Source organism: Gammaproteobacteria bacterium (assembly GCA_013214945.1).
Lineage (GTDB): Bacteria > Pseudomonadota > Gammaproteobacteria > Enterobacterales > Psychrobiaceae > Psychrobium.
In genome coordinates this window covers 87,186-101,222 of the sequence record JABSRT010000014.1, presented here as the reverse complement: position 1 = coordinate 101,222, position 14,037 = coordinate 87,186, and the positions used below count along the sequence as shown (strand labels likewise).

At 41.1% G+C, this 14,037-nt stretch carries 16 protein-coding genes; 3 read left to right on the top strand and 13 right to left on the bottom strand.

Annotated features, from left to right (window positions below):
- Nucleotide 1: 1 nt before the first annotated feature.
- From HRU23_12390 to HRU23_12365, 6 genes are all read right to left on the bottom strand, one after another.
- Nucleotides 2-841: a helix-turn-helix domain-containing protein gene (locus HRU23_12390; GenBank protein ID NRA54936.1), complete on the bottom strand. Its 840-nt coding sequence runs from the start codon at nt 839-841 to the stop codon at nt 2-4.
- A gap of 551 nt (nt 842-1,392) precedes the next feature.
- A complete protein-coding gene (locus HRU23_12385) occupies nt 1,393-1,794 on the bottom strand; it encodes a thioesterase (GenBank protein NRA54935.1) in 402 nt (133 codons plus the stop codon).
- 162 nt (nt 1,795-1,956) lie between these two features.
- Entirely contained in the window at nt 1,957-2,166 is a 210-nt protein-coding gene (locus HRU23_12380; GenBank protein ID NRA54934.1) for a DUF3565 domain-containing protein, read from the bottom strand.
- A 417-nt stretch (nt 2,167-2,583) separates the two neighbouring features.
- Nucleotides 2,584-3,300, bottom strand: a complete 717-nt coding sequence (locus HRU23_12375; GenBank protein NRA54933.1) for a zinc-dependent peptidase — start codon at nt 3,298-3,300, stop codon at nt 2,584-2,586.
- A gap of 195 nt (nt 3,301-3,495) precedes the next feature.
- Entirely contained in the window at nt 3,496-4,788 is a 1,293-nt protein-coding gene (locus HRU23_12370; protein ID NRA54932.1) for a tyrosine-type recombinase/integrase, read from the bottom strand.
- A 138-nt stretch (nt 4,789-4,926) separates the two neighbouring features.
- On the bottom strand, nt 4,927-5,400 hold the full coding sequence (locus tag HRU23_12365; protein ID NRA54931.1) for an FKBP-type peptidyl-prolyl cis-trans isomerase: 474 nt from the start codon (nt 5,398-5,400) through the stop codon (nt 4,927-4,929).
- 583 nt (nt 5,401-5,983) lie between these two features.
- On the opposite strand from HRU23_12365, the gene HRU23_12360 reads away from it, so the two are divergent.
- The gene (locus tag HRU23_12360; GenBank protein ID NRA54930.1) at nt 5,984-6,190 is read left to right on the top strand and encodes a cold-shock protein; all 207 of its coding nucleotides are present in this window, start codon (nt 5,984-5,986) and stop codon (nt 6,188-6,190) included.
- 156 nt (nt 6,191-6,346) lie between these two features.
- Here the strand turns inward: HRU23_12360 and HRU23_12355 are convergent, their stop codons facing one another.
- The 3 genes from HRU23_12355 to HRU23_12345 form a co-directional block, all read right to left on the bottom strand.
- Complete coding sequence (locus HRU23_12355; protein NRA54929.1) at nt 6,347-6,523, bottom strand: hypothetical protein; 177 nt, start codon at nt 6,521-6,523, stop codon at nt 6,347-6,349.
- A 438-nt stretch (nt 6,524-6,961) separates the two neighbouring features.
- A complete protein-coding gene (locus tag HRU23_12350) occupies nt 6,962-7,684 on the bottom strand; it encodes a hypothetical protein (GenBank protein ID NRA54928.1) in 723 nt (240 codons plus the stop codon).
- Nucleotides 7,685-7,876: 192 nt separating this feature from the next.
- Entirely contained in the window at nt 7,877-8,104 is a 228-nt protein-coding gene (locus tag HRU23_12345) for a glutaredoxin family protein (GenBank protein ID NRA54927.1), read from the bottom strand.
- Nucleotides 8,105-8,308: 204 nt separating this feature from the next.
- On the opposite strand from HRU23_12345, the gene ylqF reads away from it, so the two are divergent.
- Nucleotides 8,309-9,232 (top strand): ribosome biogenesis GTPase YlqF, encoded by a 924-nt coding sequence (ylqF, locus tag HRU23_12340; protein NRA54926.1) that lies wholly within the window; start codon nt 8,309-8,311, stop codon nt 9,230-9,232.
- A 34-nt stretch (nt 9,233-9,266) separates the two neighbouring features.
- Here the strand turns inward: ylqF and HRU23_12335 are convergent, their stop codons facing one another.
- The 4 genes from HRU23_12335 to HRU23_12320 form a co-directional block, all read right to left on the bottom strand.
- Nucleotides 9,267-10,049, bottom strand: coding sequence for a hypothetical protein (locus tag HRU23_12335; GenBank protein ID NRA54925.1), 783 nt, complete (start codon nt 10,047-10,049; stop codon nt 9,267-9,269).
- 57 nt (nt 10,050-10,106) lie between these two features.
- Nucleotides 10,107-12,200 carry an EAL domain-containing protein gene (locus HRU23_12330; GenBank protein NRA54924.1) on the bottom strand — a complete coding sequence of 698 codons (2,094 nt, stop codon included), beginning with the start codon at nt 12,198-12,200 and terminating at the stop codon, nt 10,107-10,109.
- A gap of 73 nt (nt 12,201-12,273) precedes the next feature.
- On the bottom strand, nt 12,274-12,912 hold the full coding sequence (locus HRU23_12325; protein NRA54923.1) for a chemotaxis protein CheC: 639 nt from the start codon (nt 12,910-12,912) through the stop codon (nt 12,274-12,276).
- A 2-nt stretch (nt 12,913-12,914) separates the two neighbouring features.
- Nucleotides 12,915-13,280: a response regulator gene (locus HRU23_12320; protein NRA54922.1), complete on the bottom strand. Its 366-nt coding sequence runs from the start codon at nt 13,278-13,280 to the stop codon at nt 12,915-12,917.
- A gap of 235 nt (nt 13,281-13,515) precedes the next feature.
- Here HRU23_12320 and HRU23_12315 point away from each other — a divergent pair, with 235 nt between their 5' ends.
- Entirely contained in the window at nt 13,516-13,995 is a 480-nt protein-coding gene (locus HRU23_12315) for a purine-binding chemotaxis protein CheW (GenBank protein ID NRA54921.1), read from the top strand.
- Nucleotides 13,996-14,037 lie beyond the last annotated feature (42 nt).

Here is a 14,037-nt window from a genome sequence, read left to right as displayed (position 1 = left end):
ATTATTGCTCCTGTGGGGATTCTGTTGCATTTCCATCGTCATACTTATCGCTGTTGTCATTATCGACAGCATCGGAAAGTAAACGGAAACGACTTAAAAATTCGTGGTAATTACCCGCCAAAATTCGGCGAATATGAAATGGGGCTTTGGTCAGGACATGACTCATATAACGACTGGCGGCTTCTTTTTCATCACCGTCGTAAATATCGACATAGACCCAACTCGACATCGGATCATTGGCCACCAGCAGGCGGCGCTTGGTTGAGCTGTCGTCAAAGTCAGGTAACTGAGTTACTCTCACTTGCACGACCTCATTGTCATCAAGGTTGTTGGTTAGATTGAGCACTTCGCGCATGGCTTGATGTGATACTTCTGACAACATCACCTGTTGATCTTCGGTATTTTCAATCGCGACTTGAATAGGTTTAGTTGCGTGCGTCTGTTGTGAATCGGCATCAAGGCTGGCACCGCTGTCTTGCATATCGGCCAAACGAGAAATACCATGGCGCTTTAAACAACGCTGCAGCCCAGCACGTGAAACCCCGCCATTGATAAATTTTTTGCAGACAATCAGCAATTCATCGAGTGATAACAACAAGCGGGTTCGCAGCTCAACCACCACATACTCTTGCGCAGGACTTAAGGTGGTATTGAGTTTTTTAGGGGTATGAGAGGCGTCACTAACAGAGTCACGATGACGCCATTTATGAATGGTCGAACTTGAAACTTTAAGTAAACGTGCCAGCATCGCCGTCGACAGCTCAGATTCACGAATGAAGGCGCGCATTTCTGGTGTCGTGGTCGCATTCGCGTGCCGTACTTTGGCTATATTCTTATTCATTAAACAACTTAATCATAATTCCCTAAAAATTCAGTCCGTTTTAATTCAGCCCATTTTATAGTGCTTTGTAACTAAATACGGCCCAATGCTCACCAAAATACCTTTGAGCTTACAAGTGTGCGCCCAATAGGTAAAAAAATTCCAATAAAACAGGCCACATTAGTTATTACTATTTGAAATATACTGTTTTATTGGCTTATTAATTCCATTAACGTCTAAATATTGACCGCAACGAGCGTACAACTGTACCCCCAACCGATGTAAAAAAACCACCTTATCTTGAGCGTCCGTTCCAAAAATAGGTAGCAGTTTTAAATACTTATACAAGAAATCGCTAAATAACCCTTCAATTGTTAGGATTATTTATAATTTATTCGAGTTAATATACACAGGTTTCAAAGCCATGACAATCACCCGAAACAAGACTTTAGTCTGATTTTTAGCCAGACAATGACTTAATAATCGCTAGATACTGCCATAACGGGCTTTGTTAGCTGTTTGATCGCAGTACACAAAGCCATTATTTTAACTTTAAATGACCCAAATCAATTTTATTTGCTAAGCATTCTCGCCAGTACTTGGTCAGGAATTGGCTGCAAGCGCTTTTCTTTATCTAGACAAACCATTTCGATGTCGCCGATAACCGCTGGTTTTGTTGCACCTGGTCGCCACACTTCCTGGCGCCATAAGGTCTTGTATTTACCGTCTAGGGTAAACGAAGTTCGGATGTCACAAATTTCAGCAAACTCAACACCGTCTTGAAAAGTCATGTTGGCCTTATATACCGCAAAACCAAGTCCCTGTTCATTCCACAACGTCGCGAGTAAGTCACTGTCGATCACATGCTCACGAGCACGCTCGAAATATTTTAGAAAATTAGGGTGATAAACAACACCTGAATGATCGGTGTCTTCATAATAAATTTGCACTGGGTGGTGATATATCTTGGTCATTAGTCAACTTATTGGGTCAAGCGGTGAGATAAAGTCGGCCAGCATATAGCGTTATATAACTATCGGCAAGATCCTAACGGCGCAAAAAGGCCGTTTCTATACTGGATCGACCTGCTTACAGCAGTTTTTATAACGCTATAGCAGCGTCGCACCGCGAGTAAATTAAAGCGGCCAGTCGCGTGGAGCGTGGGCATTGCATTTTACACATTCGAGCCGATGACCCAGCATAGCGTCGCGACCTTGGGGCGTTGTGACCCAAGTTCTAACCATCCACGGCGGATTATGCCGTACGTGTTGGTTATGGCCACATTGTAAACGCGCAACCCAATGATTTTCTTCGTCTTGGTGGTAACCTACTATGGGTTGTTTCATATTATCCTAATGGAAGCAATTTCATTGCTTATGTTCTACCTAAGTGTGCCTCTAAGGTAACTCTGTGTCCTTTATGATGTGCTTGGGTAACTTATATTCTATTCAATATCAGTGTCGGCACACCAGTTACTTTTCTTTGCTTCGCCAAAGAAAAGTAACCAAAAGAAAGGCGACCCGTATAAGTTGCTAACCTCCTTATAAATACCTGTCTTAACGGAACCGATTTCAATGCGCGTCCTGCGCGGAAATCTAAAAATTCATCCCTGAATTTTTCTCCTAACAGCTATTGATAAGGAGGCAACTGAGAGCGGGAACTTGGTGCCGTCACTAAGTTGATCGCAAGTTTAATTTCTTGCTATTAATTTAGAATAAAAACACAGACTCAACTAACTAGTGCATAGCGAACCTCATTAATTACTACTTAAACCAACTAACCGGATCGACCTGATAATAACGGTAAAGTAATTCATACAGCGCGCTGTGTTGTTGCCTTAAAGCCTGTGGTCGCTCAAAAAAGCTTTCGGTCACTACGGCGAAAAACTCCGCTTCATTGGTCGCACCATAACCATTGATCACGCTATCGTCATTAATACCGCCTTGTTGATGGCAAATATTACGTTTTAGCTCAAAGTATTCCTGACTAAAAATACTATGCCACTGCTTATACATATTTTTGTTTTTAAGCTTAGGGGTGCCTGTCGCCCCGCCATTTTGCTGATCAAGCTGATGCGCAAACTCGTGCAAAATTACATTGTGACCGTCTTGTTCATTGATTGATCCGGCCAAACTGTCAGACCATGACAATACAATAGTGCCCCACGGCCACGATTCACCTAAGCGAACCTGCTGACTATCACTCACGACTAGTCCGTCGCTCGTTGGTTGAGCAACCCGATATGCCGACGGATAAATCACTACTGTTTTAACATTGATAAAATAATTGCTGTGACGATTAAGTAATAACAAACTGGCATTAGCCGCAATCACCAAACGCATCTCATTGGTTACCGCAAAACCATTGCCACCAACAAAGTTTTTTTCAGCCAAAAACACTTGAATATGACCGTTAAGCTGTAACTGTAAAGCAGGCGGTAAACGCCGATACAGCGGCATGGCTTGTTGCAAATATTGCATTTGCTCGCTGGTTAAAGGCAATGCCTGCCACTTCAGGCGTCGATGCTCAATCAAATAAGCTTTACCCCACACCACGTAACACCAAAATAAAGTCGCGATAATTGAAATTAGAATTAATGCCAAACTGCCTATCCTTCTATTAAGTACTGATTAAGAAAAACTAACGTTACTAATACTCTATACATTGCCAGCCGATTAATCGATGCCATCAAGGTGATTTAATGGCTTTGAAATTGCGCTTTGATGACGTTCGGCCTGACTCGTATGTAAATATTGTGACGTAGTATCGATGCTTTCATGGCCAGCATCTGCTTGGACATGTGATAGCGGCCGACGATTAATATTGATGTCGTGGGTAATGCCAGTATGGCGAATATTATGCGCGGTCATGTCGCGCATATCATTGGCGTCTTGGCTAAAACCATCTTTTAGCGCGGCATCGGCTGCCAGCTTAATCACCTCTTCAATGTCGTCTCGCATTTGGCGCACCCCAAGGTTAGCATTAATAACACCCGCCTCACGACCCCGCCCTGCCGCACGATGACGAATAAAGATCGGGTGCTGCTCATCTCGCTGCGGTAAATCGGTTAAGCCTAAAAACTGACGATATTGGGTTAAGCTGACCAACAGCTGATTAGAGATCATAATGTTGCGCTGCTTGCCACCTTTACTTTGGGGCAAGTAAAAATGCCAAATTCCAGTTTGACGATTTTGTCGAAACTGGCCCATTACCGGTGAATAACCAGCGCGGGCTGAAATTTCTGAAATACGTAAATAGCAACTATACATTAATTTAATTAAAAACTGGCTGCGACAATAAACCAGTGGCTGATCCTGCGCTAACTTATCGACCACGGTCACCACGTAAGACCATTGCAACTCAGTAAATGACTTTAGGTTATCGTCGTCATTGATTAATTTGAACTTTTTGCGACTAGAGAAACGACTGCGATTAAGCCAAATCTGAGCCGGATTACGTTCGCAATAGTCTTCCCCCATCAAGAACAGATAAAATGCCGATACAATCGCAATTTTTGTTTTTAACGCACTATCACTTAACACATAGGGTTGTTCTACATTGTCACGTTTTTTACCGGTAAAAGGCCGCCATTTAACATTAGGGCATTTTGCCTGTTGCTCTTTGTTGACCGTAAATTGCGCGACGTTAAAGTAACCAATCAGCTCAATCGGCGGATTACTACAATAGTCGACATAACGACCAATATCATGGCGGCTGAGTTGCGCTGGCGATAACTTAGCGACGTCAAAACACCAATGTAAAAAGGTTGTTAGTTCGCTGCGATAGGCTTTGTAGCTATTTTCAGTGTTTTTTTGTTCGTACAACATATCGGTTGCATGCTCAAACACAACCCCGGCATCACTAATGTCTGACAAACATAACTGGGTAATGTATTGGTTAACAACGCTATTGCCATTTTTAATGGTGTCGGAACCTTCGAATAAAGGTATTACAGGAGGTAAAATCATCAAAAAATATTGCTTTAATATTAAAGAGTTACAATAGGGTATTGTAACTCTTTTTCGCGATAACGCCTAGGTTAAGCCGCTACCGCTAGTCGTAACAACTTAAGCGACTGGCTTTGTTAAGTTACATCGCCAAACGCGTTAGTTAATTGCTAACAATTCTACTTCGAATATTAGGACCGAGCCCGCTGGGATTTTGCCCGCACTGCGATCGCCATAACCTAATTCACTTGGGATATAAAAACGGTACTTATCGCCAACGACCATTAGCTGCACCCCTTCGGTCCAACCTTTAATCACTTGATTAAGGCCAAATGATATCGGGGTACCACGATCTACTGAGCTGTCAAAGATAGTGCCGTCGATTAAAGTACCGTGATAATGCACTTTGACTTTGTCTTTAGCGCCAGGACGAACCGTGCCGTCACCTGTCGTTAATACGACATATTGCAGCCCACTTTCAGTAACCTTAATCTCTACATCGGTTTTATTTTCAAGCAGGAACGCGCTGCCAATTTCTTTATTTTCTAAGGCTACTTTTTTATTTTCAGTGCCACGACGCAGAAATAACAGCACCACAACAATTAAAATCACGACTATAACAATTTTTGACACAATAGATTTACCTTAATAATTTGATTTTTAACAAGCATTAGACAGATTGGTTATTTTAAACCTCGTCCGATAATTGTGCCAGCTTTACATCAGTTACAACACACTTAATATTCAAAAAACAGGGCCGATATATTGCCATCGATTATAGTGATTTTGTCGCAGCCACTAATGATAACATCTTGCTTATGCTTAGTATTTTGATGGTAAACAAAATTAAAATGAATATTTTTTGCACATCTTTACTGAGCAAAAAAACAGCTGAACTCACCGCCAATATCACCAGTAAATCATTGATTAAACTATAAATAAGCACTAAATAAACATTTTAGTCTTATTGCTTAACATTTCATTAACCGAGCACTGTAACGAACAATCGGTTAAAAACTGACTCAATAGGCGTTGACTCCAAGATAAAGCTGTATATAATTCCAAACAGCTCCAAGTACGACTTATATTTATGCACGTCATTTCGAAGTCCTTTAACAAGAGCCTCGTCCTGTTTACCATAAGTAATAACAACACTTTCAGCACAAATTGCCTTAATAATAAGGCGCAATTACTCTTGCATTAATAGGATATTATTATGTCTACAACTACTGGTACAGTTAAATGGTTTAACGAGTCAAAAGGCTTTGGTTTCATCGAGCAAGAAAACGGTCCTGACGTTTTCGCACACTTCTCTGCAATCACTGGTTCTGGTTTCAAGACTCTTGCTGAAGGCCAAAAAGTTGAGTTCACTGTAACTCAAGGTCAGAAAGGTCCTCAAGCTGAGAACATCGTAGCTCTTTAATTTTTAAAGACTAGCGAAAAAGGGTGAATACGATTCATCCTTTTTTTATGCCTAAAATTCACTGAAATACCACAAGTTATTCTAAGCGCTCACACCACGACACTCAGATCATTGCCCTCGAAATAACATCACAAACAGCTTAACCATAGTCAATATTTATGATTCTACTAAGGATTTGTTTTTCTCTAATTGGTCGAGGTTTTTGCTTAACGTGCTTTCTAACGAAATCAACTTTTTACGGATATTTTCAGTGTGCTCACGTTCGTATAAATCGATTATCATCTGCGTTGCAGCATTAAGGATGGGATGCAATTCGTCGGGTTCATATTTCATTTAAGTAATCCTCCGTTATTAATCGTGTCGCTAATAAACCTTGCAGCTTTCACGAAAACTATACCGGTAACACTTAATCAATAATTGATGTTTGATCTTAAATAAATTGTCTTAGACCAATATGTTATTGGTATAACAGGGCTGTTATAAATTAGCGCTATCAAGCCCAGTATATGACAAAACAACCAAGGTGACTACATTTTAAGCAGCGCAGCTACTCACCACGCACGGCAGGAGCGTTTAAGTAAAACGCCGACACTGGTCAAGATATCGGTGCATGTGCAGTAAACTGTATTTTAAACCGGATATAAATCAATCTCATACAGATGTATTCACCACGAGTTTACGTAATAAGGTTCGATACCTAAATTATAATGCACTTGCCCTGACTCGCCACGGCGATCATGACGAGTTTACAGCTTAACCAGCATTATGCTGCTAGCCTAGTTTTGCGACAAATTCAGTGGCAAGAACTTGCGAAATAAGGATAAGGAAGGTCGCGATGCCAAGTAATGTATGGCTTTGTGGATTGCTGGATATCGCTGGCAATAGCCATAAAAACACCCCTCCAAACAAGAAACCAACCAACCATAATAGGTCGTTGAGTGATTCCTGCGACAACGTGACGTCAGCACCCAAGCCAATGGTCGCCATAATAGTAATTAAACTTAACAACACGGCGCTAATGCCAACAAAGGGTAAAATTTTGTTGAACGCCTGCAATCTACTTTTCGCTTTAACTAACAGCAAATGGGCCAATACCGTGCCCGAGATAACCATGGGTAATATGGCAAAACCGTTGGGTTGTGAGCACAACACCCCAAGCGTAAATATAGTTAATGGGATTAATGAGAAATATATTGCCTTATCTGGAATAGAACGCTTACCAGGCAACTTACCCTGCCAAATACTTAATAACACGCCATAACCAGCACCGAGGCCACCAACAACTAAAATCCAACTGGCTATTTGTGATTCGATGCCCATCATTAAACCGACGCAGAGGATGGTCCAAATCGTAATTAATTCGCCTTGGAATCTACTGCGCTGACCGGGACACAACTCGCCCTTTTTTAACAACAGACAAATAATGACCAGCGCACACACTGGCATCAGTGACAATACTGGAAACACCATATTATAAAAATTATTTACGACCAATGTTCTTTTCCTTTAGCGAGATTTCGGCGCTGATTATAGCGGATGTAACACCACAATACAGGATATAGTTAGCGCAATTTAATATCTTATTGTGCTGAGCGGTGCCAAGTTGTACCGAGCATAAATTAGGGAGTACAACACGTTAGATAAAGCAATTTCGAGCGCTTGGCAGGGTTTATCAATGAAGTGTATTTATTGATTATATGCGTTGTTAAATGCCTTAATTGAAAAGCCATTTATTTGAGTATCACCAATTTTAAGGATCGGGACACTTCTTAATCTGAGTTTGGCAAACTCTTTACTTCCTGCGGGTGATTTTACATTCACTAATCTGTATTTGAGACCTTTACTGTCTAGGTAATTTTTAGCCTCATTACAGTGCGGGCAATTATTAGTGGTGAATAAGGTGATTTTTTTCATGAGTAATACAATAGCGTGTTTTTTAATCTCGCTATTGTATCATTGCATGATTGAGGATGGCAATCTTGGAGCGATAGGTGAAATACCCGAGCTACGTCCCCTGATTGACAAATAAACATGCCGATAGTGGTATTTTTAGGAACTAACACTTAACCAAAATCTATTAACAGGCTACAATTCGTTTTTTTATTATTGAGTCACACTATGTCTATCCAATGGTTTCCGGGTCATATGCACAAAGCCCGCAGAGAAATGCACGAAATAATGGGTCAAATTGACGTTGTCATCGAGGTGGTTGATGCACGAATCCCTTATTCAAGCGAGAACCCATTTGCGAAGGAATTATGTGGTGACAAGCCATTAATTAAAGTACTTAATAAATGTGATTTAGCCGATCCCCTAACGGTTGAATTATGGCAACAGCACTTAGATCAACAGCAGGGAACGTCTTCACTGGCGATTACCACGACTGAAGCATCTCAAGTCAACAAGATTATGGACTTGTGCCGTAAACTAGTGCCACATCGTGATCAGCCAGGCAAAGATATTCGCGCCTTAATTATGGGCATTCCTAATGTCGGTAAGTCGACCATTATTAATATCTTGGCGGGTCGTGTTATTGCCAAGACTGGTAACGAGCCAGCGGTAACCAAACGCCAGCAACGAATTAACCTTAAAAACGGTATTGTGTTGTGTGATACACCGGGTATTTTATGGCCTAAAGTGCATAACGAGAACAGTGGTTACCGCCTAGCAATTACTGGCGCCATAAAAGACACGGCTTTTGAGTACGAAGACATTGCCTTTTATGCTGCCGAATATATGATGCAGCAATATCCTGAGTTATTAAGAACTCGTTACAAAATAGATCAGCTGCCTGAGGGTGACTGGGAGTTAATGGAAGCTATTGGCGCAAACCGCGGCTTTAAACGTGCTGGCGGACGCATTGATATGCACAAAACTTGTGAAGTATTGCTGCACGAATATCGCCAAGGCATCATTGGTCGTATTTGTCTTGAAACACCAGAAATGGCCGTGGCTGAAGAAATTATTGTTCAACAAAAATTAGCTGAAGATGCGCTAAAAAATATCGTTAAAAAGAAAAAACCAAAAAAGAAACGTCGTTAATCTGACAACATGAACGCTGAGTATATCACCTAGCCTATTTCACCTTGGCTAGGTTGATACGCTGTTGCAACAACTCAAATTGACTAGCATTTATTGCTATATCTTTGAGGGACTTCTTAAAAACAGGTCGTAAATATTTCTTTAAGTGTGGCAACACTTGATGGTTATCGATAGCTTTTAGACGACAGAAAATAGCCAAACTGTACACCATTTCCTCTTCGCTCAACCCTGTTCTTCGATTTGCATTGCTTTGATAACAACTGCCACACCCTCCCCTAAATTGGTAAGAGGTATTGGCTAACATCACCCCAAAACCTAATAAAGTGCCGAGCAGTTCTGTTAAGGCAATAAACTCCGAGTCATCACACGTTATTTCACTATAGGTTAACAACAAACTGCTCAGCTGCTGACTTAATGTCGCGACTAAGGTTTCAGCTTTTGGGTATTGAGTAATATCGAGGGCGATTTCAATCCGATTGCTACTACTAAAATCGTTAATAACCTGCGCAGATTCTCCGTGATAGCCTTGTGAGAAACTTAACCGCGGCAATGGCGTTGCCACATGATGTTGCTTGAGATCTATCGGCCACTGTGCCATTCCTGCGTATTGGGTCAGTTGCTGCAATGTTGATTGCGCGAGTTGCTCGGGGTTATTAGCGTGGCTAGGAAAATATTTAGCCGTCGGTAACACCAGCTGCGCTTCGCTCATAAAATGGCGAGGCCCAAGATGGTCAATCAGTAATTGAAATCGATCAAAAATCCACTCTCGTGACGAGCTTGAAATAATCGGGGCTGGTTTAAAAAAAGAAAACATCATGATAACCATTAACATTATTGATTGCGTAAATTAACCTAGCCTGTTTTAAATTACAACTTATGTGGCGACCCTGCGGTGCGATAAAATGTAATCAATAGGTTCTGGCTTGCCCAATCCGTACCCTTGGCCATAATCGATGCCTATTTCAATTAGACGCTGCTTAATTTGGTCATTTTCTACAAATTCAGCGACTGTCTTCATACCAATAACATGACCAACATCATTGATTGAACGCACCATGGCTTCGTCAATGGGATCATTAAGAATATTTTTGACAAACATGCCATCAATTTTCAAAATATCAACATGAAGATTTTTAAGGTACGCGAACGAAGACAAACCACTGCCAAAATCATCGAGTAAAAATTTACAGCCATACCCACGTAAAGTATCGATAAAATACTGGGCATAATCTAGATTGGCAATCGCCGCTGTTTCAGTAATTTCAAACGCGAGTTTTTTCGGATTGATGGTACTTAGTGTTAGCACCTTTTGAAGATGTGCTAACAGCACCTCATTACACAAAGTTTGGCCTGAAAGATTAATCGATATATGGTCAATATGGTCAATTTCGTCGGCGTGGGCATCAAGCCAGTCTAAGGTATGGCCAATAACCCATTCATCTATCCGGTGGGACAAATTATACCGTTCTGCTGGCGGTAAAAAAACACCCGGGGCAATCAGTTTACCCGATGCTTGTTTTAACCTAACTAAGACTTCAAAACTGATTTTTTCATCGGTTAAAATAGGCACAATAGGTTGAGCGTATAACACGAACCGGTTGTGCTCAAGTGCGTCATTTATTTGGGTGACCCAGTACGTATCACCTTTGCGCTGCACTAACATTTGGTCGTCTGCATGATACACATGATACCGATTACGACCAGCGTCTTTAGCCGCGTAACATGCGCTATCAGCTTGAATGATAATGTCAGCAGAATTAGTCGTTTGCGCGGTAATGGCCGTAATGCCAATACTGACACCAAGCGTGAAAACATGTTGTTCCCAACGGAATCGGAATTTCTTAACAAACTCAATTAGTTCCTGCGCAAAGGCCGTAGCTTGGCTGATACTTTTATAACGTAAAATAATAGCAAATTCATCGCCACCAATTCGCGCAAGCGTATCATCACAACTCAATAGCGTTAACAGACGGGTACTTATCTGGCGCAATAGCTCGTCACCTACGGCATGGCCACAGGTATCGTTAACAATCTTAAATTGATCTAAATCGAGAAAAAACAACACATGCTGATGGCTGGCTAATTTGGCCGACTCAACCAAACTCGTTAATATTCGTTCGAATTCTTGACGATTGATCATGCCGGTTAATAAATCGTGCGAAGCTTGATAAGTTACTTGTTGACTGATGGTATGAACCTCAGTGATATCTTCTTGCGTTATAACGAAATGACTGATGCTTGCGCTGTGGTCAACAATAGGTGATAGCTTTTCTTTAAACCAATACAATTCACCGCTTTTTCGCTGGTTAACTCGCTCACCCTGCCAGGTTGATGCCCGCGACAACCGCTGCTTGATCAAGCCAAGCATTTGTGAATTTTCTTGATTGCAACAAAGAGTCAAATAAGACTGGCCGATAGCCTCGGTTGCGGCATAACCCGATATTTCACTGAATTTTTTATTAACGTATTCAATCGTCCCTTGGCCATCAGTAATAATAATGGTATTGGGACTGGCGTAGGCCGCCAACGTAAACTGACGCAGTAAACTGTTGCTTTGAAGTAAATGGTGCTGTTGAGTCACTGCAGCACTGACATCGGTAATTTGGATAACAGCGAGTTGCTGGCCGTCAATGACGACAGGAGTAACATGACATTGATGTTCAAATAATTGCGAATGGTCCCGATTTTTTATAAACAGTCGAAAAATAGTCGGTTGCTTCGAGTAAGGCAAGGTCGTAGTACGCCCCTCAATAATCGCCTGTTCTATGGCTTGGGATAATTCAGTTGGCATACTGAAATTGACCAGCACATCGAGCTTGGCGTCAATGATTTGATGGCGCTGTAACGGTGATTTATCGAGTAGCCATTGATTCACCATCAGCACACAATGCTTAAGATCAACCACTAACACGCCACAATTGATACAATCGACCAAAACCTTGGCCAAAGTAGTTAAATTCCCCGACATAATACCCCAATATACATACATACTTGCCAACTTGGTAACAACACCAGCCGGCCTTACTTACAACAACTAAATTTTATACATACAGTTGAATATAACGTTCTAATTCCTTAATCAAACTGTTGACCGATGCCGTGGTCATTAATAATGAAATTTGGCCCTGAATTAACTTGTTTGGTAAAGAAAAAGTCATCGACAGACTTAATACCACCGGAGTTTCACCAAACTTCATCCGTTCAATACTCAGTACGTCGTGAATATTTCCGCATGCAAGAATGGGGACTTCACTCTCCAATTGGCAATCGAGCACATCGGCAATACAACCAAAACAAGCACTGAGAATAATATTGCCAACTTCCACTAATGTTTCTTGTTCTAACTCACTGAGTTCTGCGGTCTCAGCGCTTTGGCTATTTACATCGATATCTAAAATTCGCTTAACTAACTCTTGGCTAGATTTTCCGCGAAAGAACAAAAATGCACTGCCAGAAAAATCACCATAAAATTTCTGTTCAACGGCATCAATGTCCTGTTCTTTATTGGCACCGAACAATCGCATCGCATTTTCGTAAGTCATACTATCGAGATGGGGGACAGTTAAAATAATTTCATCATTTAACATATCACTCAAGCTACTTGCCGCTTTACCCATTCCAATATTAAATAACTCACTGAGAGTATCGCGATAATCTTCAGGCACAATTTGTTGTTCCATGACTAAGCCTCCACAGCAAAAAAATCGAGAATGACGTCTTGATCGATAGGTTTGCAATAAAAAGAAGCACCAAGCGCTTCGAATTTTTGTTTGACTGCTTTTTGAATATTGGCTGTGAAAACCGCGATATGAGCCTCTGTTTGCAGCTCATTTAAGATAGGGTAAACGTCATAACCAGATAGGCCTGGCATGTTATAATCTAAGGTAATGAAATCGAATTGATTTTGTTGTGCTTGTTCAATAGCACTGGTGGCGTCAACCGCTTCTGTGACGATCCAATCAGTAAAGTTTTCTTCGATTATTTTTGAAATAATCATCCGAGTTAACTTACTGTCATCAACAATTAGTACCCGCTTACACGAATCCATAAACTACTCCCTGTTAAATAGATTCAAAAAATTATTGCATTAGAAATACATTAATCGCAACACCCTAATCCATTTGGGTGAATCTTAATTACTATATTAACCAGAATTTATTACATTTCACAACAATATTAGTTGAAATCACCAAGAATAATTTGCTTAAATAGATATAAGTAAAACTCATCTGTTGAAGGAACAACTAATGCAAACCAATAATGAAAATCAAAGTGCAAATACTATGGAATGGATGCAGTCTGGCGCCTGCCAATTTTTATCATTTTTTCTCAATGATGAAGAGTACGGAGTAAACATCCTTCAAGTCAATGAGATCAGAGAGTGGACACCGATTACCACGCTGCCTGAAACACCTAGTTTTATTAAAGGAGTCATTAACCTGCGTGGCCATATTGTGCCGATCATCGACTTACGTGAGCGCTTTTCGCTTGAACAGGTTGAATACGGCCCAACCACAGTGGTTATTGTACTCAATATTAATCATAACGACAGTGAGACGGTGATGGGCATTGTTGTCGACGCCGTTTCAGATACCCATACCGTCAATCAGGCAGACATTAAACCCAGCCCCGATTGCGCTGGCAGCATCAACGTTAAGTATATGCAAGGCTTAGTTGAGATAGACCAACGCTTAGTATTGCTGTTAGATATTGACCGCCTGTTAACTGACCACCAATTTAATCAGCTTGAGCATATCGCATAATAGCCAGCAGCCGTAAACCCATTGCGACTTGTACTGACTTCC